Annotated in this window: 26 protein-coding genes; 24 read left to right on the forward strand and 2 right to left on the reverse strand. The window is 61.0% G+C overall.

The genetic code is table 11. The features are described from left to right. The first annotated feature begins 18 nt into the window (after positions 1 to 18). From HDC30_RS19270 to HDC30_RS19305, 8 genes are all read left to right on the forward strand, one after another. A complete protein-coding gene (locus HDC30_RS19270; RefSeq protein ID WP_003174668.1) occupies positions 19 to 204 on the forward strand; it encodes a Trm112 family protein in 186 nt (61 codons plus the stop codon). Beyond that, positions 201 to 965, forward strand: coding sequence for a 3-deoxy-manno-octulosonate cytidylyltransferase (kdsB, locus tag HDC30_RS19275; protein ID WP_096794871.1), 765 nt, complete (start codon positions 201 to 203; stop codon positions 963 to 965). Before HDC30_RS19270 ends, kdsB begins: the two co-directional genes overlap by 4 nt. After that, entirely contained in the window at positions 965 to 1,429 is a 465-nt protein-coding gene (locus HDC30_RS19280; protein ID WP_096794872.1) for a low molecular weight protein-tyrosine-phosphatase, read from the forward strand. Before kdsB ends, HDC30_RS19280 begins: the two co-directional genes overlap by 1 nt. Then, the gene (gene murB / locus HDC30_RS19285) at positions 1,426 to 2,445 is read left to right on the forward strand and encodes a UDP-N-acetylmuramate dehydrogenase (RefSeq protein WP_096794873.1); all 1,020 of its coding nucleotides are present in this window, start codon (positions 1,426 to 1,428) and stop codon (positions 2,443 to 2,445) included. Before HDC30_RS19280 ends, murB begins: the two co-directional genes overlap by 4 nt. Before the next feature lie 395 nt (positions 2,446 to 2,840). Further along, positions 2,841 to 3,311: a (2Fe-2S)-binding protein gene (locus HDC30_RS19290; RefSeq protein ID WP_027612345.1), complete on the forward strand. Its 471-nt coding sequence runs from the start codon at positions 2,841 to 2,843 to the stop codon at positions 3,309 to 3,311. Beyond that, positions 3,308 to 5,629, forward strand: a complete 2,322-nt coding sequence (locus HDC30_RS19295; RefSeq protein ID WP_183784420.1) for a xanthine dehydrogenase family protein molybdopterin-binding subunit — start codon at positions 3,308 to 3,310, stop codon at positions 5,627 to 5,629. The genes HDC30_RS19290 and HDC30_RS19295 overlap by 4 nt, the downstream gene beginning before the upstream one ends. After that, positions 5,629 to 6,609, forward strand: coding sequence for an XdhC family protein (locus HDC30_RS19300; RefSeq protein ID WP_183784422.1), 981 nt, complete (start codon positions 5,629 to 5,631; stop codon positions 6,607 to 6,609). Before HDC30_RS19295 ends, HDC30_RS19300 begins: the two co-directional genes overlap by 1 nt. Further along, positions 6,606 to 7,202 (forward strand): nucleotidyltransferase family protein, encoded by a 597-nt coding sequence (locus HDC30_RS19305; RefSeq protein WP_183784424.1) that lies wholly within the window; start codon positions 6,606 to 6,608, stop codon positions 7,200 to 7,202. Before HDC30_RS19300 ends, HDC30_RS19305 begins: the two co-directional genes overlap by 4 nt. A 189-nt stretch (positions 7,203 to 7,391) precedes the next feature. Here HDC30_RS19305 and rne read toward each other — a convergent pair whose 3' ends face one another. Then, a complete protein-coding gene (gene rne, locus HDC30_RS19310; protein ID WP_183784426.1) occupies positions 7,392 to 10,631 on the reverse strand; it encodes a ribonuclease E in 3,240 nt (1,079 codons plus the stop codon). 699 nt (positions 10,632 to 11,330) lie between these two features. Here rne and rluC point away from each other — a divergent pair. Genes rluC through sppA form a run of 3 tightly spaced genes read left to right on the forward strand, consistent with a single transcriptional unit; the run spans position 11,331 to position 13,956 of the window. Beyond that, complete coding sequence (rluC, locus tag HDC30_RS19315) at positions 11,331 to 12,293, forward strand: 23S rRNA pseudouridine(955/2504/2580) synthase RluC (protein WP_183784428.1); 963 nt, start codon at positions 11,331 to 11,333, stop codon at positions 12,291 to 12,293. Then, a complete protein-coding gene (locus tag HDC30_RS19320; RefSeq protein ID WP_027612351.1) occupies positions 12,280 to 12,942 on the forward strand; it encodes an HAD-IA family hydrolase in 663 nt (220 codons plus the stop codon). The genes rluC and HDC30_RS19320 overlap by 14 nt, the downstream gene beginning before the upstream one ends. A gap of 24 nt (positions 12,943 to 12,966) precedes the next feature. Beyond that, a complete protein-coding gene (gene sppA / locus HDC30_RS19325; protein WP_027612352.1) occupies positions 12,967 to 13,956 on the forward strand; it encodes a signal peptide peptidase SppA in 990 nt (329 codons plus the stop codon). A gap of 52 nt (positions 13,957 to 14,008) precedes the next feature. Here sppA and HDC30_RS19330 read toward each other — a convergent pair whose 3' ends face one another. Continuing rightward, positions 14,009 to 14,587: a nucleoside triphosphate pyrophosphatase gene (locus tag HDC30_RS19330; protein ID WP_183784430.1), complete on the reverse strand. Its 579-nt coding sequence runs from the start codon at positions 14,585 to 14,587 to the stop codon at positions 14,009 to 14,011. A 105-nt stretch (positions 14,588 to 14,692) separates the two neighbouring features. Between HDC30_RS19330 and HDC30_RS19335 the strand changes: the two genes are divergently transcribed. From HDC30_RS19335 to HDC30_RS19395, 13 genes are all read left to right on the forward strand, one after another. After that, on the forward strand, positions 14,693 to 15,220 hold the full coding sequence (locus HDC30_RS19335) for a YceD family protein (protein WP_003204262.1): 528 nt from the start codon (positions 14,693 to 14,695) through the stop codon (positions 15,218 to 15,220). A 13-nt stretch (positions 15,221 to 15,233) separates the two neighbouring features. Continuing rightward, a complete protein-coding gene (gene rpmF, locus HDC30_RS19340; protein ID WP_003179396.1) occupies positions 15,234 to 15,416 on the forward strand; it encodes a 50S ribosomal protein L32 in 183 nt (60 codons plus the stop codon). A gap of 4 nt (positions 15,417 to 15,420) precedes the next feature. Further along, positions 15,421 to 16,431 carry a phosphate acyltransferase PlsX gene (gene plsX / locus HDC30_RS19345; protein WP_080963300.1) on the forward strand — a complete coding sequence of 337 codons (1,011 nt, stop codon included), beginning with the start codon at positions 15,421 to 15,423 and terminating at the stop codon, positions 16,429 to 16,431. Between the two features lie 122 nt (positions 16,432 to 16,553). Further along, positions 16,554 to 17,492 carry an ACP S-malonyltransferase gene (gene fabD, locus HDC30_RS19350; protein ID WP_027612355.1) on the forward strand — a complete coding sequence of 313 codons (939 nt, stop codon included), beginning with the start codon at positions 16,554 to 16,556 and terminating at the stop codon, positions 17,490 to 17,492. 16 nt (positions 17,493 to 17,508) lie between these two features. Then, on the forward strand, positions 17,509 to 18,249 hold the full coding sequence (fabG, locus tag HDC30_RS19355; RefSeq protein WP_027612356.1) for a 3-oxoacyl-ACP reductase FabG: 741 nt from the start codon (positions 17,509 to 17,511) through the stop codon (positions 18,247 to 18,249). A 196-nt stretch (positions 18,250 to 18,445) separates the two neighbouring features. Beyond that, complete coding sequence (gene acpP, locus HDC30_RS19360; RefSeq protein ID WP_003175607.1) at positions 18,446 to 18,682, forward strand: acyl carrier protein; 237 nt, start codon at positions 18,446 to 18,448, stop codon at positions 18,680 to 18,682. Positions 18,683 to 18,790: 108 nt separating this feature from the next. After that, complete coding sequence (gene fabF, locus HDC30_RS19365) at positions 18,791 to 20,035, forward strand: beta-ketoacyl-ACP synthase II (RefSeq protein ID WP_027612357.1); 1,245 nt, start codon at positions 18,791 to 18,793, stop codon at positions 20,033 to 20,035. Continuing rightward, positions 20,035 to 20,850 carry an aminodeoxychorismate lyase gene (gene pabC, locus HDC30_RS19370; RefSeq protein ID WP_150368296.1) on the forward strand — a complete coding sequence of 272 codons (816 nt, stop codon included), beginning with the start codon at positions 20,035 to 20,037 and terminating at the stop codon, positions 20,848 to 20,850. Before fabF ends, pabC begins: the two co-directional genes overlap by 1 nt. A 3-nt stretch (positions 20,851 to 20,853) precedes the next feature. Next, entirely contained in the window at positions 20,854 to 22,050 is a 1,197-nt protein-coding gene (gene mltG / locus HDC30_RS19375; protein ID WP_096794882.1) for an endolytic transglycosylase MltG, read from the forward strand. A gap of 19 nt (positions 22,051 to 22,069) precedes the next feature. Continuing rightward, positions 22,070 to 22,702: a dTMP kinase gene (gene tmk / locus HDC30_RS19380; protein WP_096794883.1), complete on the forward strand. Its 633-nt coding sequence runs from the start codon at positions 22,070 to 22,072 to the stop codon at positions 22,700 to 22,702. Continuing rightward, positions 22,695 to 23,678 (forward strand): DNA polymerase III subunit delta', encoded by a 984-nt coding sequence (locus HDC30_RS19385; RefSeq protein ID WP_098965017.1) that lies wholly within the window; start codon positions 22,695 to 22,697, stop codon positions 23,676 to 23,678. Before tmk ends, HDC30_RS19385 begins: the two co-directional genes overlap by 8 nt. Positions 23,679 to 23,720: 42 nt before the next feature. Next, positions 23,721 to 24,077, forward strand: a complete 357-nt coding sequence (locus HDC30_RS19390; RefSeq protein ID WP_027612362.1) for a PilZ domain-containing protein — start codon at positions 23,721 to 23,723, stop codon at positions 24,075 to 24,077. Between the two features lie 15 nt (positions 24,078 to 24,092). Then, on the forward strand, positions 24,093 to 24,884 hold the full coding sequence (locus HDC30_RS19395; protein WP_103369216.1) for a TatD family hydrolase: 792 nt from the start codon (positions 24,093 to 24,095) through the stop codon (positions 24,882 to 24,884). Positions 24,885 to 25,204: the final 320 nt, after the last annotated feature.

Here is a 25,204-nt window from a genome sequence, read left to right on the forward strand (position 1 = left end):
TTTATCCAGGGAATGTTCATGGACACCAAATTGCTCGACATCCTCGCGTGCCCGATCTGCAAAGGCCCGCTCAAGCTCAGCGCCGACAAGACCGAACTGATCAGCAAGGGCGCCGGTCTGGCCTATCCGATCCGCGACGGCATCCCGGTGATGCTCGAAAGCGAAGCGCGCACCCTGACCACTGACGAGCGTCTGGATAAATGACCACTGCTTTCACCGTTGTCATCCCGTCGCGTTACGCCTCGACCCGCCTGCCAGGCAAACCGCTGCTGGATATCGCCGGCAAGCCGATGATTCAGCATGTCTGGGAGCAGGCGAGCAAAAGCAGCGCCAGCCGTGTGGTCGTCGCGACTGACGATGCGCGCATCGTCGAAGCCTGCAAGGCGTTCGGCGCGGAAGTGGTGCTGACCCGTGAAGATCACAATTCCGGCACCGATCGTCTAGCTGAGGTCGCCGCCAAACTGGGCCTCGAGCCTGACGCGATCGTGGTCAACGTGCAGGGTGACGAGCCGCTGATCCCGCCAAGCGTGATCGATCAGGTTGCCGCCAACCTCGCCGCCCACACCGAAGCGCGGATGGCCACCCTGGCCGAGCCGATTGAAGACGTCGAAACCCTGTTCAACCCGAACGTGGTCAAGGTCGTCAGCGACCTCAACGGTCTGGCGCTGACCTTCAGTCGCGCCACCTTGCCGTGGGCCCGCGACGCCTTCGCCAAGAGCCGCGAGCAGTTGCCGGAGGGCGTGCCGTATCGCCGCCACATCGGCATTTATGCCTACCGCGCAGGCTTCCTTCAGGACTTCGTGAGCTGGGGCCCGTGCTGGCTGGAAAACACTGAATCCCTCGAACAACTGCGTGCCTTGTGGCATGGCGTGCGGATTCATGTCGCCGACGCGTTGATCGCGCCGCCAACCGGCGTCGACACCGTTGAAGACCTCGAGCGCGTTCGTCGCCTGCTGGAGGCCTGATGCGCGTTCTGTTCGTGTGCCTGGGCAACATCTGCCGTTCGCCCACCGCTGAAGGCGTGTTGCGCCACAAGCTGCGCGCAGCGGGGCTGGCGGATCAGGTCGAAGTGGCCTCCGCCGGCACCGGTGACTGGCACGTCGGCAATCCGCCGGACAAGCGCAGCCAGGCTGCAGCCAAAATGCGTGGTTATGACCTGTCGGCGCAACGCGCGCAGCAGGTCAGCCGCGCCGATTTCGCCAGTTACGACCTGATTCTGGCCATGGACAACAGCAACCTGCGCAACCTCAAGGCGCTGCAACCGTCCACTGGCAAGGCCGAGCTGGACCTGTTCCTGCGCCGTTATGCCGGTGTGGTCGATGAAGTGCCGGATCCTTACTACGACGGCGATCAAGGCTTCGAGCAGGTGCTGGACCTGATTGAAGCAGCCTGTGACCAACTGTTGATCGAAGTGAAGGGCCGGTTATGAGTTTGCAGCTTCAATCACAGGTTTCGCTGAAACCATTCAACAGTTTTGGCGTGGATGTGCGTGCGCAGTTGTTCGCCGAGGCCCACAGCGATGCCGACGTGCGCGAAGCGCTGGCCTATGCAACTGCCCATGACCTGCCATTGCTGGTGATCGGCGGCGGCAGCAACCTGCTGCTGACCGCAGACATCCCTGCACTGGTGCTGCGCATGGCCAGCCGTGGCATTCGGCTGATCAGCGATGACGGCAGCCGCGTGGTGCTCGAGGCTGAAGCCGGCGAACCGTGGCATCCGTTCGTGCAACACACCTTGGCGCTGGGTTTTTCCGGTCTGGAAAACCTCAGCCTGATCCCCGGCACCGTGGGCGCGGCACCGATGCAGAACATCGGCGCCTACGGCGTCGAGATCAAGGATGTGTTCGCCGGGCTGACCGCGCTGGATCGCCAGACCGGCGAGCTGCGCGACTTCAGCCTGGAAGAATGCAACTTCGCCTACCGCGACAGCCTGTTCAAGCAGCAGCCGGGGCGTTGGCTGATCCTGCGGGTGCGCTTCAAGCTCGATCGTATTGCGCATCTGCATCTGGAATACGGCCCGGTGCGTCAGCGCCTGACCGAGCAAGGCATCGAGCAACCGACACCCAGCGACGTCAGCCGCGCGATCTGCAGTATCCGCAGCGAAAAACTGCCGGATCCGGCGGTGCTCGGCAATGCCGGCAGTTTCTTCAAGAATCCGCTGGTGTCGGCCGCGCTGGTCGAGCAGATCAAGGCGCAGCACCCGGATCTGGTGGCCTATGCGCAAGCGGACGGGCAGATGAAACTGGCCGCCGGCTGGTTGATCGAGCGCGCTGGCTGGAAAGGTTTCCGCGAGGCCGATGCCGGCGTGCATAAATTGCAGGCGCTGGTGCTGGTCAACTACGGCACCGCGACCGGTCTGCAATTGCTGGAGCTGGCGCAACGCATCCAGAAAGATATTGCCGAACGTTTCAATGTCGAACTGGAAATGGAGCCGAACCGCTATTGAGGCTACGCTTCAGGTCGGTATCCAAAGCCCTGCACTGAACAAAAAGTGCAGGGCTTTTTTGTTAACGGTGGGTTAACTTAGCCAGCTAACGATAACCGTCATTTGCTCCACCAAAGGCCCGGTGCAGACGTTAGCGTCGGCACAAGAGAGCCTGTGCCAACCACATATCAGTCAGCGATGACCCTGTGGCGAGGGAGCTTGCTCTCGCTGGGGCGCATAGCAGCCCCGCTTTCAAGAAGGGCCTGCTCCGCAGTCCAGCGAGAGCAAGCTCCCTCGCCACAGGTTCATTGTTCGGCTTCACTGATGTGTATTGGCCCATTAGCCTGAGTCGATCTGCGTGAACCACCGCCAGTTCTGCTCGACCCCATAACCACCAAGAATATGCGGGCGTGCCCATGATTACCCTGAAACTCAATGGCCAGGATCACCCACTGGACGTCACCGAAGACATGCCGCTGCTCTGGGCAATCCGTGATGTCGCCGGTTACAACGGCACCAAATTCGGCTGCGGCATGGGCCTGTGCGGTGCCTGCACCATTCATATCGACGGCTTGCCGGCGCGCAGTTGCATCACGCCGATCGGCTCGGTGGTCGGGCAAAACGTCACCACCATCGACAATCTGCACGCCGATCCGGTCGGGCAGGTGGTGCAGCAAGCCTGGCTCGATAGCGCCGTGGCGCAGTGTGGTTTTTGTCAGGGCGGGCAGATCATGTCCGCCACCGCGTTGCTCAAGACCAACCCCGATCCGAGCGACGAGCAGATCGAAGAGGCAATGGTCGGCAACATTTGCCGGTGCGGCACCTACAACCGGATCAAGACCGCGATCCGCCAGGCCTCGACTCACTTGAAGGAGGCCAAGGCATGAGCCGCTTGCCGAATGATTTCGCCCTGAGCAATCTCAGCCGTCGCGGTTTTCTCAAAGGCGTCGGCGCCACGGGCGCATTGGTGCTGGCCGCGAGCTGGGGCTGGCAGGATGTACTGGCTGAAGACAAACCGAAGAAGTTCGGTGCCGACGGCATGCCCAATGGCTGGATCGACGATCCCAAGGTCTACGTCAGCATTGCCGCGGATGGCACGGTCACCGTGGTCTGCAACCGCTCGGAAATGGGCCAGGGTGTGCGCACCAGCCTGACCATGGTAGTTGCCGACGAACTGGACGCCGATTGGGCCAAGGTCAAAGTCCGGCAAGCGCCGGGTGACGAAGTACGTTTCGGCAACCAGGACACTGACGGTTCACGCAGCATGCGTCACTGGTATGAGCCGATGCGTCGTTGCGGCGCGGCGGCCCGCACGATGCTGGAGCAAGCCGCCGCCGCGCAGTGGCAGGTGCCGGTGGGCGAGTGCCAGGCGCAGTTGCACAAAGTCATTCACAAACCATCCGGTCGCGAGCTGGGTTACGGCGAACTTGCCGCTGCCGCCAGTGCGCTGGCGGTGCCGGCCCGTGACAGCTTGCGCCTCAAGCAGGCGTCGGAGTTCCGCTACATCGGCAAGGAAGGCACCAAGGCCATCGACGGTGCCGACATCGTCAACGGGCGCGCGGTGTACGGCGCCGACGTGCATTTCGACGGCATGCTCTACGCCACCATCGCCCGTCCGGCGGTGTACGGCGGCAAGGTCAAGTCGCTGGATGACAGCGCCGCGCTGAAGGTTCCGGGTGTGCTGAAGGTCATGCAGATCGAGAGCCGTCCACTGCCTTCCGAATTCCAGCCGCTGGGCGGCGTAGCGGTGATTGCCAGCAATACCTGGGCGGCGATCAAGGGCCGCGAGGCGCTGAAGATCGAGTGGGACGACGGCCCCAACGCCAGTTATGACTCGATCGCTTATCGCAAGGAACTGGAAGCAGCGGCGCGCAAACCCGGCAAAGTGGTACGCAACACTGGCGATATCGACAAAGCCCTGAGCGGCGCAGCGAGCAGTCTCGAAGCCTCTTATTATTTGCCGCATCTGGCCCAGGCACCGATGGAGCCGATGGTTGCCATCGCTCGCTACGACAAAGGTGTGTGTGAAGCGTGGGCGCCGAGTCAGGCGCCGCAGGTAACTCGCGAGCGCATCGCCGAGCGCCTGGGGCTGCCGTTCGACAATGTCACCTTCAACGTCACGCTGCTCGGTGGCGGTTTCGGCCGTAAATCGAAGCCGGATTTCGTCGTCGAGGCGGCGATCCTTGCCAAGGAGTTCCCCGGTAAAGCCGTGCGGGTGCAATGGACCCGCGAGGATGACATCCATAACTCGTATTTCCACACAGTGTCCGCCGAGTATTTGAAGGCGGCTGTCGGCAAGGACGGCATGCCGTCCGGCTGGCTGCACCGTACCGTGGCACCAAGCATTACCGCGCTGTTTGCCCCGGGCATGAACCATGAAGCGGCGTTCGAACTGGGCATGGGCTTTACCAACATGGCCTACGCGATTCCCAACGTGCGTCTGGAAAACCCCGAAGCCACGGTGCATACCCGCGTCGGCTGGTATCGCTCGGTGTCGAACATTCCTCACGGGTTTGCGATTCAGAGTTTTGTCGATGAACTGGCGCACAAGGCCGGCGTCGATCCATTCAAATATCAGATCAAGTTGCTCGGCCCGGATCGGCAGATCGACCCGCGTACCCTGAGTGAGGAGTGGAACTACGGCGAATCCCCCGAGCGTTACCCGATCGACACCGGACGCATGCGCACGGTACTGGAAACCGCGGCCAAGGCTGCCGACTGGGGGCGTCAGTTGCCCAAGGGCCGAGGCCTCGGTCTGGCGGTGCATTACAGCTTCGTCACCTATGTGGCGGCGGTGATCGAAGTCGAGGTCAAGGACGACGGTACGCTGATCGTGCACAAGGCTGACATCGCCGTCGATTGCGGGCCGCAGATCAACCCTGAGCGCATCCGCTCGCAGTTCGAAGGCGCCTGTGTCATGGGCCTGGGCAACGCGGTGCTGGGTGAAATCAGCTTCAAGGACGGCAAGGTCCAGCAGGACAACTTCCATATGTACGAAGTGGCGCGCATGTCGCTGGCGCCGAAGGAAGTTGCGGTGCATCTGGTGACGCCGCCGGGTGACGTGCCGTTGGGCGGAGTCGGTGAGCCGGGCGTGCCGCCGATTGCGCCGGCACTGTGCAATGCGATCTTCGCCGCCACCGGCCAGCGCATCCGTAACTTGCCGGTGCGTTATCAGTTGCAGGGTTGGCAGAAGGCGCAGGCGTAATGGACAGCGCCGATCTCAACGTCCTGCGCAGCGTGCTTGAATGGCGCCGCACCGGGCAGCGGGTGGTGCTGTTCAGTGTGGTACAGACCTGGGGCACTGCGCCCCGGGCACCCGGCGCGATGCTCGCGTTGCGCGAGGACGGCGTGGTGATCGGCTCGGTGTCCGGCGGTTGTGTCGAGGATGACTTGATCGCCCGTCTGCACGACGGGCGCATCGCCAGCGACGGTCCGCCGGTGCAACTGATTACCTATGGCGTCACCCGCGAGGAGGCGGCGCGTTTCGGCTTGCCCTGTGGCGGCACGCTGCGCCTGACCGAGGAGCGGGTCGCTGATCCGGCGTGGGTCGCCGAATTGCTCGCCCGTTGTGAAGCGCATGAAATTGTCGCCCGCGAGCTGAACATCGAAACCGGTGAAGTTGCCCTTTCGGCGGCGAGCAAATCCGATGTGCTGGAATTCGACGGCAAGACCCTGCGCGCCATTTATGGTCCGCGCTGGCGTCTGTTGTTGATCGGCGCCGGGCAGCTGTCGCGTTACGTGGCGGACATGGCGCGGCTGCTGGATTTCGAAGTGCTGATCTGCGATCCGCGTACCGAGTTCGTTTATGGCTGGGAAGAGCACCACGGACGGTTCGTCCCGGGTATGCCGGATGACGCGGTGTTGAGCATTCAGACGGACGAACGCACAGCCATCGTCGCGCTGACTCACGATCCCCGTCTGGATGATATGGCGTTGCTCACCGCGCTCGATTCGCCGGCCTTCTATGTCGGTGCACTCGGTTCGCGGATCAACAGTCAGAAGCGCCGGGACAATCTGGCTCAGCTGGGCTTGTCAGAAGCTGCCATTGCGCGATTGCACGGGCCGATCGGTCTGCACATCGGCAGTCATTCGCCAGCGGAGATTGCTCTGTCGTTATTGGCGGAGATTGTGGCGATCAAGAACGGCGTCGAGTTGAAACAGAAGAAAGTCGTGGAGGGCGCATGAGTCGATCTATCGCAGTGATTGTGCTGGCGGCGGGCGAGGGCAGTCGCTTTCGCCAGGTTGCCGGTGCCGACAAGGACAAGTTGCTGGCCGATTGCACCGGGCGTGATGGCGCGGTGCGCTCGGTGATCGAGCAAGTGTTGCTGAATCTGCCGGCCAACCTCGACAAGCGGGTGCTGGTGACCACTGAAGCGCGGCCGCAGGCGATGCGCATGGCTCAGGCTTATGGCTGTGACGTGGTCTCGATTGAATCGACCGGGATGGGTGACAGTATTGCGGCTGGCGTTGCGGTTTGTCCGGATGCAGATGGCTGGCTGATCGTGTTGGGGGATATGCCGTTTATCCTGCCGTCGAGTATTGAGCGGGTGGTGGCGGCAATGACCGATGACGCGGTTAGTGTGCCGGTGCAGGAGGGCGAATTTGGGCATCCGGTGGGGTTCGGACGTTCGTTCGGGCCGGGCTTGCAGGCATTGAGTGGTGATCGCGGTGCCAGGCCTTTGTTCAAGCAGGGCAGGGTGATTGAGGTAGCGGTGGATGATCCCGGGGTGTTGTGGGATATCGATGTGCCTGAGTCTCTGGTATTTCCTCAATCCTGAGCCCTGCATAAATCCTCTGTAGGAGTGAGCCTGCTCGCGATAGCGTTGGGTCAGTGTCATTTGTGGTGGCTGATACACCGCTATCGCGAGCAGGCTCACTCCTACAAGGAGTCGGGGCGATGCTTGAACTGGAGACATGAAAAAGCCCCGCCTGATTGCTCAGGCGGGGCTTTTTATTGGCTTTCGGAATCAGACGAGCGGTTTAGGCTCGTGTTCTTTTTCCTCGGCCGCTTGGTGATGCTCGACCGCGTCCTGAACGGAGCGTGGTGCTTCGGCGATCACCGATTCAACCACCGCTTCTTCAGTCACGGCAGCAACCTCGACCACTTCAGCAGCCGGAGCAGCAGCGGCAGCCAGTTCGGCTTCCTTCTGCAGACGCTCGGCTTCACGCTTGCGGCGACGCACTTCACGTGGGTCGTTTGGCGCACGGCCGTTTGGCGTCAGGGCGCTGACCGGAGCGGCTTCAACCACTGGAGCAGGGGCTTCGGCAACCACTGGCGCTTCGACTACCGGTGTTTCAACCACTGGCGCTGGAGCAGGTTCAGCGGCTTCGACCACTGGCGCGGCAGCCTTGGCTTCTTCAACCACTGGGGCTTCAACGACTGGCGCTGGAGTTTCAGCGACGGCAGGCTCGGCAACCCAGTTGAACGCGGTCTGTTCTTCACGAACTTCACGCACGGTTTCGGTCACGGTTTCAGCGACGGTTTCAGCAACCGGCTCAGCAGCCACAACTGGCGCTTCAATAGCAGGTTCTGCAGCGGCTTCAACCTGAGGCAGAGTTTCTTGAACCGGTGCCACTTCGACTTCCGGAGCAGCAACCACTTCCACTGGGGTGGTGGCCTCAACGACCGGCGCTTCCACTGGGGCGGTTTCCTGAACAGCGGCGGTGGCGCGTTCGGCTTGCTCGTGAGCCTGTGCTTCGGCCGGAGCGCTGATCACGCTGCTTGCAACAGCGGCAGTTACGGCCAGGCCGGCAGCCAGATCGGCGGCGCTTGGTGCTGTTTCAGCGTTTTCGCCGGACTCGGACTCTTCCGAACCTTCGATCACGTTGCCGTTGGCATCACGCTGACGCTCGCGACGGTTGCTGCGACGACGCTGACCACGGGAGCGACGACGTGGACGATCGCCTTCGGCGTTGTCCTGACCGTCTTCCGGCAGTTGCTCTTCGTTGCTGTTCACTTCTTCTTCAGCAACGGCAGCAGCAGCTTGCTCGGCACGTGGTTGACGCTCTTCACGCGGTGGGCGTGGAGCGCGCTCTTCGCGAGGCTGACGGGCCGGACGCTCTTCTGCGACCACAGCGGCAGCGGCAGCCGCTACGGGTGCAGCCGGAGCGGCGTCCAGTGGCTCGCGCAGTTCACGCACACGCTCTTCACGCTCGCCACGTGGCTTGCGGTCTTCGCGCGGCGCACGTGGTGCACGTTCTTCACGCGGAGCGCGGGGTGCGCGTTCTTCGCGAGCGGCCGGTGCTTCGCTGCGGGCTTCACGCGGCTCGCGGACTTCACGGGCTTCACGTGGCTGACGCTCTTCACGCGGCTCGCGTGGGGCGCGTTCTTCACGCGGTGCACGTTCTTCGCGCGGCTTGCGCTCTTCATCACGGCGACCGTTACGGTTGCGGCTCTGCTGACGACCGTTGCGACGCTCTTCGTTGCGGGCCGGACGCTCGGTGGCCGGTTTTTCAACGACGACCGGAGCGGCTGGCTCTTCTTTGGTCGCGAACAGGCTGACCAGCGATTTCACCAGGCCTTTGAACAGGCTTGGCTCTGGCGCGGCAACTGGAGCCGGTGCAGCAGCGGCAGGCGCGGCGACTTCGGTCGGCACCGGCGCATTGGCACGGGCCGGCGCAGTCTTGACCGCGGCTTCCTGGCGAACCAGGGTGCGGGTCGCAGCGGCTGGCTGGACTTCTTCGACTTCGGCAGCGGCAGCAGCGATTTCGTAGCTGGACTGGTTGGTCGCAGCTTCCGGGCTGTCGTCACGCAGACGCTGAACTTCGAAGTGCGGGGTTTCCAGGTGATCGTTCGGCAGAATGACGATACGGGCACGGGTGCGCAGTTCGATCTTGGTGATCGAGTTGCGTTTTTCGTTGAGCAGGAACGCGGCGACCGGGATCGGTACCTGAGCGCGCACTTCGGCAGTGCGGTCTTTCAGGGCTTCTTCTTCGATCAGGCGCAGGATCGCCAGCGACAGCGATTCGACGTCACGGATGATGCCGGTGCCGTTGCAGCGCGGGCAGACGATGCCGCTGCTTTCGCCCAGCGATGGACGCAGGCGCTGACGGGACATTTCCAGCAGGCCGAAGCGCGAAATGCGGCCGATCTGCACGCGAGCGCGGTCGGCTTCCAGGCATTCGCGGACTTTCTCTTCCACGGCGCGCTGGTTCTTGGCCGGGGTCATGTCGATGAAGTCGATGACGATCAGGCCGCCGATGTCGCGCAAGCGCAACTGACGGGCGATTTCTTCGGCGGCTTCAAGGTTGGTCTGCAGCGCGGTTTCTTCGATGTCGCTGCCTTTGGTGGCGCGCGCCGAGTTGATGTCGATGGACACCAGGGCTTCGGTCGGATCGATGACGATGGAGCCGCCGGAAGGCAGTTCGACGACGCGCTGGAAAGCGGTCTCGATCTGGCTTTCGATCTGGAAACGGTTGAACAGCGGCACGCTGTCTTCGTACAGCTTGATCTTGCTGGCGTACTGCGGCATCACCTGGCGGATGAAGGTCAGGGCTTCGTCCTGGGCTTCAACGCTGTCGATCAGCACTTCGCCGATGTCCTGGCGCAGGTAATCGCGGATGGCGCGGATGATCACGTTGCTTTCCTGATAGATCAGGAATGGCGCGGAGCGATCCAGCGAGGCTTCTTTGATGGCAGTCCACAGTTGCAGCAGGTAGTCGAGGTCCCACTGCATTTCTTCGCTGCTGCGGCCCAGGCCGGCAGTGCGCACGATCAGACCCATGTCGGCTGGAGCAACCAGACCGTTCAGCGCTTCACGCAGTTCGTTGCGCTCTTCGCCTTCGATGCGACGGGAGATACCGCCGGCACGCGGGTTGTTCGGCATCAGCACGAGGTAACGACCGGCCAGGCTGATGAAGGTGGTCAGGGCGGCGCCCTTGTTGCCACGTTCTTCTTTTTCGACCTGAACGATGACTTCCTGGCCTTCGCTCAGGACGTCCTTGATGTTGACGCGGCCTTCAGGGGCTTTCTTGAAGTATTCGCGGGAGATTTCTTTGAGGGGCAGGAAGCCGTGGCGCTCGGAGCCGAAATCGACAAAGGCAGCCTCAAGGCTTGGTTCGATGCGAGTGATACGGCCTTTGTAGATGTTGGCCTTCTTCTGCTCGCGTGCACCGGATTCGATGTCCAGGTCGTAGAGGCGTTGGCCATCTACCAGTGCAACACGCAACTCTTCGGGTTGAGTTGCGTTAATCAGCATTCTTTTCATGTAGTACCGTCGGTTTCCGGGCTGCCGGAAACGGCGTTCGGCACACACGACTTCTCACGGTCGGTGTCAGGTGCGTCGGGAGTGGTTGGCCATTCCCGTGTCCAGCGATGTCAGGCCAATTGGGCCGATATCGCGACGTACGCGTCCTGCTTGCTGTGGCTACTTAAGCACTCAGTCAGGAGGAGGAATCAACCAGCGGCTGTGGACGAGATGAAGCGTCTTGATAAAGCCTATTGCTACACAGTCCGGCGGTTGTGCATCTCCACCCTACACGTATCCCTGATAATTCGGGTGCTGCCGCGCGCAGAATCCGCAGCGGGTTGGCATTTACCGTGAGCTCCGAAAGGGGAGGTCACGCATCATGGCTAATTCAGGCGATGTTTCCGAAGCCTTCGCTCGGGGTCATCTGCAGCTGACTGCACTTTGTGAACTGGCCTCGAATATTTGCCTGTCAGGCGAGTGAAAACTCTGCTCGACGGTGTAATTCAGGCCTCATGTCACCTGCGCTTGTTACAACTGCAAACTCCACCGTTACGTAGCGAAAGCCCCGTAGGACGGCCTCGCGTCCTGGTGAATTGCGTTGGTCAGGGCCGGTTTTTGACCGTGGTTCCGCTGTCCAGGCCGCTTTTGGCGGCGTTCGCGACTATAGCAGCAATGATTAAGTGCTTCAATTCCATAAAAATTGTTATCATCCGCGGCATGACAACTACTGCCCCTTCGACTCCAGGCGTTCAACTGCTTGAAGTCTCGCCGGAGTATGCCGGCCAACGAATCGACAATTTCCTCCTTGCCCGGCTCAAAGGCGTGCCCAAGACCTTGATTTACCGCATTTTGCGTAAAGGCGAAGTGCGCGTGAACAAGGGGCGGATCAAGCCCGAATACAAGCTGCAGGCCGGCGATATCGTGCGCGTGCCGCCGGTTCGTGTGCCTGAGCGCGACGAACCGGTGCCCTTGGCTCAAGGCCTGTTGCAGCGGCTGGAAGCCTCGATTATCTACGAAGACAAAGCCCTGATCGTGATCAACAAGCCCGCCGGCATTGCGGTTCACGGCGGCAGTGGCTTGAATTACGGGGTGATCGAAGCCTTTCGTCAGTTGCGCCCCGATGCCAAGGAGCTGGAGCTGGTTCACCGTCTCGACCGTGACACTTCCGGCCTGCTGATGATCGCCAAGAAGCGCAGCATGTTGCGGCACTTGCACGCCGCCTTGCGCGGTGACGGTGTCGACAAGCGTTACATGGCGCTGGTGCGCGGCAATTGGGCGACCTCGATCAAGCAAGTCCGTGCCGCGCTGGGCAAGAGCAACCTTCGCTCCGGCGAGCGCATGGTCGAGGTCGACGAGGAGGAGGGCAAGGAGTCGGTGACCGTGTTCAAGGTCCTGCGGCGCTTCGGCGACTTTGCCACCCTGATCGAAGCCAAGCCGATTACCGGGCGCACCCACCAGATCCGCGTCCACACCTTGCACGCCGGGCACTGCATTGCTGGCGACACCAAGTACGGCGATGACGGTTTCAGCAAGGAAATCCGTGATCTGGGCGGCAAGCGTCTGTTCCTGCACGCCTACATGCTGACCGTGCCGCTGCCCGAAGGCGGTGAGCTCAAGTTGCAGGCGCCGGTGGATGAAATGTGGGCCAAGACCGTGGAGCGATTGAGTGCGCCCATCTGATTACAAACTGCTGATTTTCGATTGGGACGGCACCCTCGCCGATTCCATTGGTCGGATTGTCGAAGCGATGCATTCTGCGTCCGCGCGTTCCGGTTTCGAGTTGCGTGATGATTTTGCCGTCAAGGGCATCATCGGTCTGGGCTTGCCCGAGGCGATCCGCACCTTGTACCCGGACATCAGCGATGCCGAGATGACCCTGTTTCGCGAGTATTACGCCGACCACTACATCGCGGCAGAAGCCGTGCCTTCGCCGTTGTTCGAAGGCGTAGTGGAGTCGATGGCGTCGTTTCGCGAGCAGGGCTACCACCTGGCGGTCGCGACCGGCAAGAATCGTCGTGGACTGGATCGGGTGCTCAAGGCCAATGGCTGGGAAGATTATTTCGATATCACCCGTGCCGCCGACGAGACCGCGAGCAAGCCGCATCCGCTGATGCTCGAGCAGATTCTCGCGCATTGTCGCGTGCGGCCCGAGCAGGCGCTGATGGTCGGGGATTCGTCCTTCGATCTGCTGATGGCACGCAATGCGGGTATGGCGTCGGTGGCGGTCAGCTACGGCGCGCAGTCGATCGAGTCGCTGCAGCAGTTCGAGCCGCGCCTGTCGATCGACCGTTTTAGTGAATTGCACGCCTGGCTGGGGCAGCAGGCTTAATACGTTTTTGCTGGGGTACAGCGCATGACCGACGAATGGAAAGCACCGGCCAAGGCAAGTGCCGACGACGGTGACGAGAAAAGCTGGAAGCTGCTGGAAAAGACTTTGCTGGCCAGTGTGCAGGAGCAGCGTCGCTCGCGGCGTTGGGGGATCTTCTTCAAGCTGCTGACGTTTGTTTATCTGTTTGTTGCGCTGATCCTGTTCACGCCGCTGATGGACATGGAAAAGAGCGCCACCCGTGGCCCGAACTACACCGCGCTGATCGACGTCACCGGCATGATCGCCGACAAGGAGCCTGCGAGCGCTGACAATATTGTCGGCAGCCTGCGTGCAGCCTTCGAGGACAAGAAGGTCAAGGGTGTGATCCTGCGGATCAACAGTCCTGGCGGCAGTCCGGTGCAGTCGGGTTATGTGTATGACGAGATCAAGCGTCTGCGCGGTCTGCACCCGGATACCAAGGTGTACGCGGTGATTTCCGATCTCGGTGCGTCCGGTGCCTATTACATCGCCAGTGCGGCGGATCAGATCTATGCCGACAAGGCCAGTCTGGTCGGCTCCATTGGTGTAACGGCGGCCGGTTACGGGTTTGTCGGCACCATGGACAAGCTCGGCGTCGAGCGTCGCACCTATACCTCGGGCGAGCACAAATCGTTTCTGGATCCGTTCCAGCCGCAGAAGCCTGACGAAACCGCATTCTGGCAGACCGTGCTGGATACAACGCACAAGCAGTTCATCAATAGCGTCAAGCAGGGTCGTGGCGATCGCTTGAAGGACAAGGAGCATCCGGAGCTGTTCTCCGGGCTGGTCTGGTCCGGCGAGCAGGCGCTGCCGTTGGGCTTGATCGATGGCCTGGGCAATGCCAGTTCGGTGGCGCGCGACGTAATTGGCGAGAAAGAGCTAGTGGATTTCACTGTGCAGGAATCGCCGTTCGACCGCTTCTCGAAGAAACTTGGCGCCAGTGTGGCTGAGCAGTTGGCGATGTGGATGGGGTTCCACGGGCCATCGTTGCGTTAAGCGTGGTGCAGTGTTGAAAAGAAACCGGCCTCAATGGCCGGTTTTTTGTGCGTTAAGGGATTTGCACGCCCTCGGCCAGCAGCATGTCGATCAGGCGAATCAGCGGCAGGCCGATCAGGCTGGTGGCGTCAGGCCCTTCGGTAGATTGGAACAGGCTCACGCCCAATCCTTCGGCCTTGAAGCTGCCGGCGCAGTCGTAGGGCTGCTCCAGGCGCAGGTAGCGTTCAATTCGCGCCTCGTCGAGCTGACGCATGTGCACGGTAAACGGCACGCAGTCGACCTGGCAGTGGCCGGTCTGGCTGTTGAGCAGGGCCAGGCCGGTGAGGAAGGTCACGCTGGTGCCGCTGGCGGCGAGTAGTTGCTCGCGAGCCTTGTCGAAGGTGTGTGGCTTGCCGATGATCTGATCGCCGAGCACTGCGACCTGGTCCGAGCCGATAATCAGATGAGCGGGATGGCTCGCGGCGAGTACGCGGGCTTTCTGTTCGGCGAGGCGCTTGACCAGTTCGATGGCGGATTCGCCCGGTCGGTGGCTTTCGTCGATATCCGGCGAGCTGCAGACGAACGGCAGGTGCAGGCGGGCGAGCAATTCCCGGCGATAGGTCGAGCTGGAAGCAAGTAATAAAGGCAGCATTGGCGTCTCCTGAGGCAGGCGCGAATTCTAGCGGAGGCACGCAAGTGACGGACAGGGCACAATTTCCTTTGACATGGGTGGGTGCATCCCTATAATGCTGCGCCTATGTTGAATGACCCGATTCCACCTCACGTTGACCCGCGCAAATTGGCTGACCGTGGCACCACCCTTCAAGGTGAACTGCTGCTGGCCGATTTGAAGAGACTCTGCGACCCGCTTTCCGACGATGTCGGTACGGTGCAGGCCAAATTCGTTTTTGAACGAGATGAACGTAAATCTGTGGTGATCCACAGCTTTATCGACACCGAAGTCAAAATGGTTTGCCAGCGTTGTCTTGAGCTGGTCACCCTGCCGATCCACAGCGAATGCAGTTACGCTGTAGTGAAGGAGGGTGCGAATACCCAGTCGTTACCGAAAGGTTATGACGTGCTGGAACTGGGCGAAGATCCATTGGATCTGCAGTCACTGATCGAGGAGGAGCTTCTGCTCGCCTTGCCCATTGTGCCTGCTCATCATCCGGAAGAATGCCAGCAGCCGGCGGGAGCAGATGAACCCGAACCGAGCGAGGACGAGGTAACGCGGTCCAACCCGTTCAGTGTATTGGCGCAGTTAAAGCGTGACCCAAACGTTTAGGAGTTAATCAATTATGGCTGTTCAGCAGAACAAAAAATCCCGCTCTGCCCGTGACATGCGCCGTTCGCACGACGCTCTCGAGGCTAGCACCCTGTCTGTAGAAAAAACCACTGGTGAAGTTCACCTGCGTCACCACGTATCGCCAGAAGGCGTATACCGTGGCCGTAAAGTGATCGACAAGGGCGCTGACGAGTAATCACTTGTCCGCTCAAGTCATCGCGATTGACGCAATGGGCGGGGACTTCGGTCCCCGCAGCATTGTTCAGGCCAGCCTTGCTTGCCTTTCTGCTACGCCCTCGCTGCACCTGACCCTCGTCGGTCAACCCTCCCTACTTGAAGAACTGATCAACGGCCAATCGGCTGCCGATCGCGCGCGCCTGACAATTGTCCCGGCGTCTGAAGTCATCACCATGGACGAAAAGCCGACCCAGGCCTTGCGTGGCAAGCCGGACTCGTCGATGCGTGTCGCCCTGGAGCTGGTGCGTGATGGCAAGGCTCAGGCCTGTGTCAGTGCCGGCAATACCGGGGCGTTGATGGCGCTGTCGCGATTTGTGCTCAAGACCTTGCCGGGGATTGATCGACCGGCGATGGTGGCGGCGATTCCGACGCAGAAGGGTTATTGCCAGTTGCTCGACCTGGGCGCCAACGTCGATTGCAGCGCCGAGCATCTATTGCAGTTCGCGGTGATGGGCTCGGTGGCGGCGCAGACGCTGGGCATCGCCCGGCCGCGTGTCGCGTTGCTGAATATCGGCACCGAGGACATCAAGGGCAATCAGCAGGTCAAGCTGGCGGCGACCTTGTTGCAGGCGGCGCGCGGCATTAACTACATCGGTTTTGTCGAGGGCGATGGCCTGTATCGCGGCGAGGCGGATGTGGTGGTCTGTGACGGTTTTGTCGGCAATATCCTGCTCAAGTCCAGCGAAGGCCTGGCGACGATGATCGCCGCGCGCATTGAGGCCTTGTTCAGGAAAAACTTTGCTTCCCGCGTGGTAGGTGCTTTGGCCCTGCCATTGATGAAGCGCCTGCAGGCGGATCTCGCACCGGCGCGACATAACGGCGCAAGCTTCCTCGGCTTGCAGGGTATCGTGGTGAAAAGTCACGGTTCGGCCGGGGTTCAGGGCTTTCAGAGCGCGATTCAGCGCGCGCTGATCGAGATTCAGGAGAACCTGCCCGAACGCCTCCACGGTCGTCTGGAGGATCTGTTGTCTTAGGCGTTTTCGTCGGACAATGCTTAAATGTGACCGCCCGGTTCAAAGGGCCATCCAACTGTCAGTTTCTTGCGTCCCCCAGTGGGGCGTCATTTTCGACGACAAGATCATTAGGGGCTTGTTACATGTCTGCTTCCCTCGCATTCGTCTTTCCAGGACAGGGTTCGCAGTCCCTCGGCATGCTGGCCGAGCTGGGCGCGGAATATCCGTTGATCCTCGAAACCTTCAAAGAAGCCTCCGCTGCTCTGGGCTATGACCTGTGGGCACTGACCCAGCAGGGCCCGGAAGAGCTGCTCAATCAAACCGACAAAACCCAACCGGCCATTCTGACCGCTTCGATCGCCCTGTGGCGTCTATGGCTGGCTGAAGGTGGCGCGCGTCCGGCATTTGTTGCCGGTCACAGCCTGGGTGAATACAGCGCGCTGGTTGCTGCCGGCAGCCTGAGCCTGGCCGACGCGGTGAAGCTCGTTGAGCGCCGTGGCCAGTTGATGCAGGAAGCCGTTCCGGCCGGGCAGGGCGGCATGGCTGCCATCCTCGGTCTGGAAGATGCCGACGTGCTGGCAGCCTGTGCCGAAGCGGCGCAGGGCGAAGTGGTCAGCGCGGTGAACTTCAACTCGCCGGGTCAGGTCGTGATTGCCGGCGCCAAGGCTGCGGTTGAGCGTGCCATCGAGGGCTGCAAGGCCCGTGGCGCCAAGCGTGCCATGCCGTTGCCGGTGAGCGTGCCGTCGCATTGCGAACTGATGCGTCCGGCTGCCGAGCGCTTTGCCGAATCCATCGCCGCCATCGACTGGCAGGCACCGCAGATCCCGGTCGTACAGAACGTCAGCGCGCAAGTGCCGGCCGATCTGGAGACCCTCAAGCGTGATCTGCTCGAACAACTGTACAAGCCCGTTCGCTGGGTTGAATCGGTTCAGACCCTGGCTGCCAAGGGCGCTACCAGTCTGGTCGAGTGCGGCCCGGGCAAAGTGCTGGCCGGTCTGAACAAACGTTGCGCCGAAGGCGTTTCGACTTCCAATCTCAACACCCCAGACGCTTTCGCTGCCGCCCGTGCAGCGCTGGCCTGAATCAGGAGAAACTTGCATGAGTCTGCAAGGTAAAGTTGCACTGGTCACCGGTGCAAGCCGCGGTATCGGCCAGGCTATCGCACTGGAACTGGGTCGTCAGGGCGCCATCGTTGTTGGCACTGCGACCTCCGCCAAGGGTGCCGAGGCGATTGCTGCCACGCTCAAGGAGCACGGCATTCAAGGTACCGGCCTGGAGCTGAACGTCACCAGCGACGAATCCGTTGCCGCCGTGATCGCGAGCATTCAGGAGCAGTTCGGCGCGCCGGCGATTCTGGTCAATAATGCCGGCATCACCCGCGATAACCTGATGATGCGCATGAAAGACGATGAATGGTACGACGTGATCGATACCAACCTGAACAGTCTGTATCGCCTGTCCAAGGGCGTTTTGCGTGGCATGACCAAGGCGCGCTGGGGCCGAATTATCAGTATTGGCTCGGTGGTGGGTGCCATGGGCAACGCAGGCCAAGTAAACTATGCAGCCGCCAAGGCCGGTCTGGAAGGTTTCAGCCGTGCGATGGCGCGTGAAGTCGGTTCGCGTTCGATTACGGTCAACTCGGTAACCCCTGGGTTCATCGACACCGATATGACCCGCGAACTGCCGGAAGCACAGCGTGAAGCCTTGCAGACGCAGATTCCGCTGGGCCGTCTGGGACAAGCTCAAGAGATCGCCTCGGTGGTCGCTTTTCTTGCATCCGACGGTGCGGCATACGTCACTGGGGCTACAATCCCGGTGAACGGTGGGATGTACATGTAAGTAAAATGTGACGGATTGCTTCAAAAAAATGTCATACGAGCTGTCTAAAATCCGTTATAAAGCTGCAATCTATTTATAGGCAGAGGGCCGCAGGGTTTGAGGAGTGAAGCTTTCAGTTGAAAAGCTGAAAAGCCTTTCTATACACTTACCCACTGGCCAGCTGCCTGAATTTGTCCATTAGGAGTGAAAACAAGGTATGAGCACCATCGAAGAGCGCGTCAAGAAAATCGTTGCCGAGCAACTGGGCGTTAAAGAAGAAGAAGTGGTCAACACTGCTTCCTTCGTTGAAGACCTGGGTGCCGACTCCCTTGACACCGTTGAGCTGGTGATGGCTCTGGAAGAGGAATTCGAGACCGAAATCCCTGACGAAGAAGCTGAGAAGATCACTACTGTACAAGCTGCAATCGACTACGTTACTAGCCACCAGGCGTAATAGTTTGTAATCGTTGTCTGCTGTCATGGAAAAACCGCACTGCCATCATGGCGTGCGGTTTTTTCTTTAGGCCTGATGCAAAGTCGTCATTTGAAAAAGGAGAGTGCTGTGTCGCGTAGACGCGTCGTAGTCACCGGTATGGGTATGTTGTCGCCACTGGGCACGGATGTGCCGAGCAGTTGGCAGGGCATTCTGGCTGGCCGCAGTGGCATTGGTCTGATCGAACACACCGACCTTTCTGCCTATTCCACCCGTTTTGGCGGCTCGGTAAAGGGCTTCAATGTCGAGGAATACCTGTCGGTCAAGGAAGCACGCAAGCTCGACCTGTTCATTCAGTACGGTCTGGCCGCGGGTTTTCAGGCTGTTCGCAACGCCGGTCTGGAAGTCACCGACGCCAACCGTGAGCGCATTGGCGTGGCCATGGGCTCGGGCATCGGCGGTCTGACCAACATCGAAGAAACCAGCCGTACCCTGCATGAGACGGGCCCGCGTCGAATTTCGCCATTCTTCGTGCCAGGCTCGATCATCAATATGATTTCCGGTTTTCTGTCCATCCACCTGGGTGCACAGGGGCCGAACTACGCCATTTCCACTGCTTGTACCACCGGTACGCACTGCATTGGCATGGCCGCGCGCAACATCATGTACGACGAAGCCGACGTAATGATCGCCGGTGGTGCCGAGATGGCCGCGTGCGGTCTGGGCATGGGCGGCTTCGGCGCGTCCCGTGCGCTGTCGACCCGCAACGACGAGCCGACTCGCGCCAGTCGTCCATGGGACAAGGGTCGTGATGGCTTCGTGCTGTCTGACGGTGCCGGTGCGCTGGTACTCGAAGAACTCGAGCACGCCAAGGCCCGTGGCGCCACGATCTACGCCGAGCTGATCGGCTTCGGCACCAGTGGCGATGCGTTCCACATGACGTCGCCACCCGCTGATGGCGCCGGTGCAGCCCGCTGCATCACCAATGCGCTGCGCGATGCGAAGATCAACATCGACCAGGTGCAGTACATCAACGCCCACGGTACTTCGACCCCGGCCGGCGACCTTGCCGAAGCCAACGCGATCAAGACCGTGTTCGGTGAGCACGCCTACAACCTGGCGGTCAGCTCCACCAAGTCCATGACCGGTCACCTGTTGGGTGCGGCGGGCGCGGTCGAGGCGATCTTCAGCGTACTGGCGATCAACAGTCAGGTGGCACCGCCGACCATCAACCTCGATGAGCCGGATGAAGGCTGCGATCTCGATTTCGTGCCGCACACTGCGCGCAACATGGACATCGACGTCGTACTGTCCAACTCCTTCGGGTTTGGCGGCACCAACGGCACATTGGCATTCCGTCGGTTCGCCGGGTGATGGACAGCTGGGTCGACGGTCAGCCGGCTGACGCTCTGTCGCTGAAAGATCGCGGCCTGGCTTATGGCGATGGGCTGTTCGAGACCATTGCCGTGCACGGCGGCCAGCCGATATTGCTGGATCGTCACCTGACGCGTTTGGCCGAGGGCTGCTCGCGTCTGGCCATCGCCGCGGATATCGAGCGGGTTCGCAGCGAGCTACTGGCTTATGCCGCGGCAATGGGCGAGGGCGTGCTCAAGCTCATTCTCACTCGTGGTGACGGCTTGCGTGGCTACGCGCCCGATCCTGCGGCGCAGGGCCGACGCATTTTGCAAGGCAACCCGCCTGCGGCTTATCCTGCCGTGCATGGCGAGCAGGGCGTGCGTCTGTTTCCCTGCGTCACACGGTTGTCGAATCAGCCGTTGCTGGCCGGGCTCAAGCATCTGAATCGTCTGGAACAAGTGCTTGCCCGGGCCGAGTGGTGCGACAGCGAACACGCCGAAGGCTTGATGCTCGATCAGGCCGGGCGCGTCATCGAAGGCGTGTTCAGCAACCTGTTTCTGGTGCGCGACGGCGTACTGATCACCCCGGATCTGAAGCGCTGTGGCGTGGCCGGTGTGATGCGTGCTGAAATATTGTTTCAGGCCGAGTCATTGGCCATCCCCATCCAAATCACCGACATCAGCCTCGAACAGCTGCAATGGGCTGATGAAGTCTTCATGTGCAACAGCGTGTATGGCGTCTGGCCGGTACGCGCCTACGCTGCACTGAGCTGGCCGGTTGGCCCGCTCACCCGTAAACTGCAAACCATTGCCCGTGCGCTACTGGATGCCTGATTCGTGAGACGTAAACTCTTGCTGCTGCTGGAAACCGGACTGGTTCTGGCAGGGCTGCTGATGGGCGCCAGCGCCTGGAAAATTCATTCGGCGCTGGAACAGCCCCTGAATATCACGCAGGAAGAACTGCTGGATGTGCCGAAGGGCTCGACGCCGACCCGTACCTTTCTTGAACTTGAAACCGATGGGGTCATCAAGGACGCCTTCTGGTTGCGCATCTACTGGCGCTTCAATCTGGCCGGCACACCGATCCATACCGGCGAATACCGCATGCAGCCGGGCATGACTGTCAACGGTCTGATCGACCTGTGGAAGCGCGGCGAAGTGGTGCAGTACAGCCTGACACTGGTCGAGGGCTGGAATTTCCACCAGGTCCGTGCCGCGCTGGCAAAAGACGAAAAGATCGAGCAGACCCTCAAGGGCTTGAGCGACAGCGAAGTGATGGAGAAAATCGGCCATCGCGGGCTGTTCCCGGAAGGGCGATTCTTCCCGGATACCTACCGCTTTGTGCGCGGTGTTTCCGACGTCGAATTGCTGAAGAAAGCCTTCGACCGCCTCGACGAGGTGTTGGCCAAGGAGTGGGAGAACCGCTCCGCTGATGCGCCGTACAGCGAGCCATATCAGGCGCTGATCATGGCCTCGCTGGTAGAGAAGGAAACCGGTGTGCCGCAGGAGCGTGGGCAGATTGCCGGCGTGTTCGTGCGCCGCATGGCGCTGGGCATGCAGTTGCAAACCGACCCGACCGTGATCTACGGCCTGGGCGATCGCTACACCGGCAAGTTGACCCGTGCTCATCTCAAGGAGCCGACGCCCTACAACACCTATGTTATTCCCGGATTGCCGCCGACGCCGATTGCCATGGTCGGCCGCGAGGCGATTCACGCCGCGCTCAATCCGGTGGAAGGCAACAGCCTGTATTTCGTCGCCCGTGGCGATGGTAGCCATGTGTTCTCTGATGACCTTGATGCGCACAACAGTGCAGTGCGCGAGTTCCAGCTCAAGCGTCGCGCCGATTACCGCTCCAGCCCGGCCCCGGTGAATGCGCCGGCTGTTCCGGCTTCGGCGACCGAGGAGGCGACTCCTGCGGCGTCCCCGGATACCGCGCCTGAAGCGCTGCCGCAGGTTCCCGCTCAGGAACCCGCACCGACGCCGGCTCCTGCTGCCGAACCCGCGACGACCGCACCGCAAAACGCGCAATGACTTTGATTAAGGACTGCCTGTGACTGGCTTGTTTATTACCCTGGAAGGCCCGGAAGGCGCCGGCAAGAGCACCAACCGCGAATACCTCGCCGAGCGTCTGCGCGCCGAAGGTATCGAAGTGGTACTGACCCGCGAGCCCGGCGGTACGCCACTCGCCGAGCGCATTCGCGATGTGCTGCTGGCCCCGGCCGATGAAGTCATGAACCCCGATACCGAGCTGTTGCTGGTGTTCGCCGCGCGCGCCCAGCATCTGGCCGAAGTGATCCGTCCGGCGCTGGCGCGCGGCGCGGTGGTGTTGTGCGATCGTTTCACCGACTCGACTTACGCCTATCAGGGCGGAGGTCGTGGTTTGTCGCTGGAACGCATTGCTGCGCTGGAGACGTTCGTTCAGGGCGACCTGCGTCCGGATCTGACGCTGATTTTCGATCTGCCGGTGGAAATCGGCCTGGCCCGCGCCAGTGCCCGTGGCCGTCTGGATCGATTTGAACTGGAAGGACGGGCGTTTTTCGAAGCGGTACGCAATGCGTTTCTGCAACGCGCCGAGGCTGATCCGGCGCGCTATGTGCGCATCGATGCCGGTCAGCCATTGGTCAAGGTTCAGCAATCACTGGACACCTTGATTCCGAACTTGCTGGAGCTGATTCGTGGCTGAGGCCTATCCATGGCAGGACAGCCTCTGGCAGCAACTGGCCGGACGTAGCCAGCACGCCCACGCGTACTTGCTGCACGGTCCGGCCGGGATCGGCAAGCGCGCGTTGGCCGAGCGCCTGATGGCCAGCCTGCTGTGTCAGCGTCCGACCCCCGAGGCGTGCGGTGAGTGCAAATCCTGCCTGTTGCTCAAGGCCGGCAGCCATCCGGACAATTACATCCTTGAGCCGGAAGAAGCCGACAAGGCGATCAAGGTCGACCAGGTCCGTGATCTGGTCAGTTTCGTGGTGCAGACCGCGCAACTGGGCGGGCGCAAGGTGGTGCTGATCGAGCCGGTGGAGTCGATGAACATCAACGCCGCCAACGCTTTGCTCAAGAGCCTCGAAGAGCCGTCCGGCGATACCGTGCTGTTGCTGGTCAGCCACCAGCCGAGCCGTTTGCTGCCGACGATCAAGAGCCGCTGCGTGCAGCAGGCATGTCCGCTGCCGGGCGAGGCCATGAGCCTGCAGTGGCTGGCGCAAGCGCTGCCGGAGTGTTCCGAAGAGGAACGCGTCGAATTGCTGACGCTAGCGGCTGGTTCGCCGTTGGCGGCAGTCAGCCTGCAATCCCAGGGCGTGCGTGAACAGCGGGCGCAGGTGGTCGAAGGGGTGAAGAAGCTGCTCAAACAGCAGCAATCGCCGACGCAACTGGCCGAAGAGTGGAAAAGCATTCCGATGCTGCGCCTGTTCGACTGGTTCTGTGACTGGTCGAGCCTGATCCTGCGCTATCAACTGACCCAGGACGAAGCCGGTCTCGGTCTGACCGATATGCGCAAAGTCGTGCAGTACCTGGCGCAGAAAAGCGCCCAAGGCAAAGTCCTCGATATTCAGGACTGGATTCTCGCCCAGCGGCAGAAAGTCCTGAGCAAAGCCAACCTCAACCCGGCACTGCTGCTGGAAGCGTTGTTGGTGCAATGGGCGGGATTGCCTGGTCAAAGATAAGAATGTGTACCTAGACTCTGAACATCAGCAGTGGAGGTCAACATGAATGAAGCCATCAGCCCCGGGCCGCGCAACGGCATCCTGTCCCTGACGATCAAGGACAAATCGGTGCTTTACGCCGCCTACATGCCGTTCATCAAGAACGGTGGCCTGTTCATCCCGACCAACAAGAGCTACAAGTTGGGCGACGAGGTGTTCATGCTGCTGAACCTGATGGACGAGGCGGAGAAGATTCCGGTGGCCGGCAAGGTCGCCTGGATCACCCCCAAAGGTGCTCAGGGCAACCGCGCAGCCGGCGTCGGCGTGCAATTCAATGAAGGCGACAACACCGCCCGCAGTCGCATCGAAACCCATCTGGCCGGAGCACTGAAATCCGACCGTCCCACTCATACGATGTAAGTAGCCGTCTTTTTTATGCTCGTAGATTCCCATTGTCACCTTGATCGCCTCGACCTCGCCGCCCATGACGGTTCGCTGGATGCTGCACTCGATGCGGCTCGCCAGCGAGGGGTAGGACACTTCCTGTGTATCGGCGTGAGTGCCGATAACGCCGCCGACGTCAAAGCCCTCGCCGAGCGCTACGACGACGTCGATTGCTCGGTTGGTGTGCACCCATTGGATGTGCAACCGGGCGCGGCGCCTGCACTTGACTGGCTGCTGCACGAACTCAATCACCCGAAAGTGGTGGCGATCGGCGAAACCGGTCTGGATTATCACTACGAACCGGAAGCCGCCGAGCTGCAGCAGGCATCCTTCCGCCTGCACCTGCAAGCCGCACAGCAGACTGGTAAGCCGGTGATCATCCACACCCGCGGCGCCCGTGCCGATACCCTTGAGCTGCTGCGAGAAGCGGCATTGCCCCAGGCCGGTGTGCTGCATTGCTTCACCGAAGACTGGGACATGGCCAAAGCCGCGCTGGACATGGGCTACTACATTTCCCTGTCCGGCATCGTCACCTTCCGCAACGCCGACGCCCTACGCGACGTGGCGAGCAAGGTGCCGGCCGATCGCTTGCTGGTGGAGACCGACTCGCCGTATCTGGCGCCGATCCCTTATCGCGGCAAGCCGAACCTGCCGCAGTACGTGCGTGAAGTGGCTGAGTTTCTGGCGATGCTGCGTGGGGAGAGCTACGAGCGGTTTGCCGAGCAGACCACCGAGAACTTCAAGCGCCTGTTTCCGCTGGCCTCTGTCAAATCTGCCATGTAGGTCACCGCCAAATCGCAGGCAAAAAAAACCCGGGTTCTGGGGGGTGAATCCGGGTTAAGACCATTAGGAGTAAAACAAAGGCACGCGGTCCCTTGGTACCTTTACCGGCACGGCACTTGGGGGAGATGCCGCCCGACAGTTCAAGTATTGATCAGTCTGGCGTTCAGTCCAGTTAGCCGGTCGGGGTTTTTAAACAAATTTGGAATACGTGCGCTTCAGTTGAGTTCTCATTGCACCCCTGGCGTTCGCAAAATGAACAAGAAACGCAGATATGGTCGGATGATCCGTGCATTTTTGTGCAAGTTAGGCATAATACGCGG

The sequence above is a fragment of the Pseudomonas sp. JAI115 genome (assembly GCF_014200835.1).
In the GTDB taxonomy this organism is placed as follows: Bacteria; Pseudomonadota; Gammaproteobacteria; order Pseudomonadales; family Pseudomonadaceae; genus Aquipseudomonas; species Aquipseudomonas putida_A.

Coding starts and splice junctions, on each gene's coding strand:
- HDC30_RS19270 (WP_003174668.1), top strand. CDS start 19: ATGGACACCAAATTGCTCGACATCCTCGCGTGCCCGATCTGCAAAGGC.
- kdsB (WP_096794871.1), top strand. CDS start 201: ATGACCACTGCTTTCACCGTTGTCATCCCGTCGCGTTACGCCTCGACC.
- HDC30_RS19280 (WP_096794872.1), top strand. CDS start 965: ATGCGCGTTCTGTTCGTGTGCCTGGGCAACATCTGCCGTTCGCCCACC.
- murB (WP_096794873.1), top strand. CDS start 1,426: ATGAGTTTGCAGCTTCAATCACAGGTTTCGCTGAAACCATTCAACAGT.
- HDC30_RS19290 (WP_027612345.1), top strand. CDS start 2,841: ATGATTACCCTGAAACTCAATGGCCAGGATCACCCACTGGACGTCACC.
- HDC30_RS19295 (WP_183784420.1), top strand. CDS start 3,308: ATGAGCCGCTTGCCGAATGATTTCGCCCTGAGCAATCTCAGCCGTCGC.
- HDC30_RS19300 (WP_183784422.1), top strand. CDS start 5,629: ATGGACAGCGCCGATCTCAACGTCCTGCGCAGCGTGCTTGAATGGCGC.
- HDC30_RS19305 (WP_183784424.1), top strand. CDS start 6,606: ATGAGTCGATCTATCGCAGTGATTGTGCTGGCGGCGGGCGAGGGCAGT.
- rne (WP_183784426.1), bottom strand. CDS start 10,631: ATGAAAAGAATGCTGATTAACGCAACTCAACCCGAAGAGTTGCGTGTT.
- rluC (WP_183784428.1), top strand. CDS start 11,331: ATGACAACTACTGCCCCTTCGACTCCAGGCGTTCAACTGCTTGAAGTC.
- sppA (WP_027612352.1), top strand. CDS start 12,967: ATGACCGACGAATGGAAAGCACCGGCCAAGGCAAGTGCCGACGACGGT.
- HDC30_RS19330 (WP_183784430.1), bottom strand. CDS start 14,587: ATGCTGCCTTTATTACTTGCTTCCAGCTCGACCTATCGCCGGGAATTG.
- HDC30_RS19335 (WP_003204262.1), top strand. CDS start 14,693: ATGTTGAATGACCCGATTCCACCTCACGTTGACCCGCGCAAATTGGCT.
- rpmF (WP_003179396.1), top strand. CDS start 15,234: ATGGCTGTTCAGCAGAACAAAAAATCCCGCTCTGCCCGTGACATGCGC.
- fabD (WP_027612355.1), top strand. CDS start 16,554: ATGTCTGCTTCCCTCGCATTCGTCTTTCCAGGACAGGGTTCGCAGTCC.
- fabG (WP_027612356.1), top strand. CDS start 17,509: ATGAGTCTGCAAGGTAAAGTTGCACTGGTCACCGGTGCAAGCCGCGGT.
- acpP (WP_003175607.1), top strand. CDS start 18,446: ATGAGCACCATCGAAGAGCGCGTCAAGAAAATCGTTGCCGAGCAACTG.
- pabC (WP_150368296.1), top strand. CDS start 20,035: ATGGACAGCTGGGTCGACGGTCAGCCGGCTGACGCTCTGTCGCTGAAA.
- HDC30_RS19390 (WP_027612362.1), top strand. CDS start 23,721: ATGAATGAAGCCATCAGCCCCGGGCCGCGCAACGGCATCCTGTCCCTG.
- HDC30_RS19395 (WP_103369216.1), top strand. CDS start 24,093: ATGCTCGTAGATTCCCATTGTCACCTTGATCGCCTCGACCTCGCCGCC.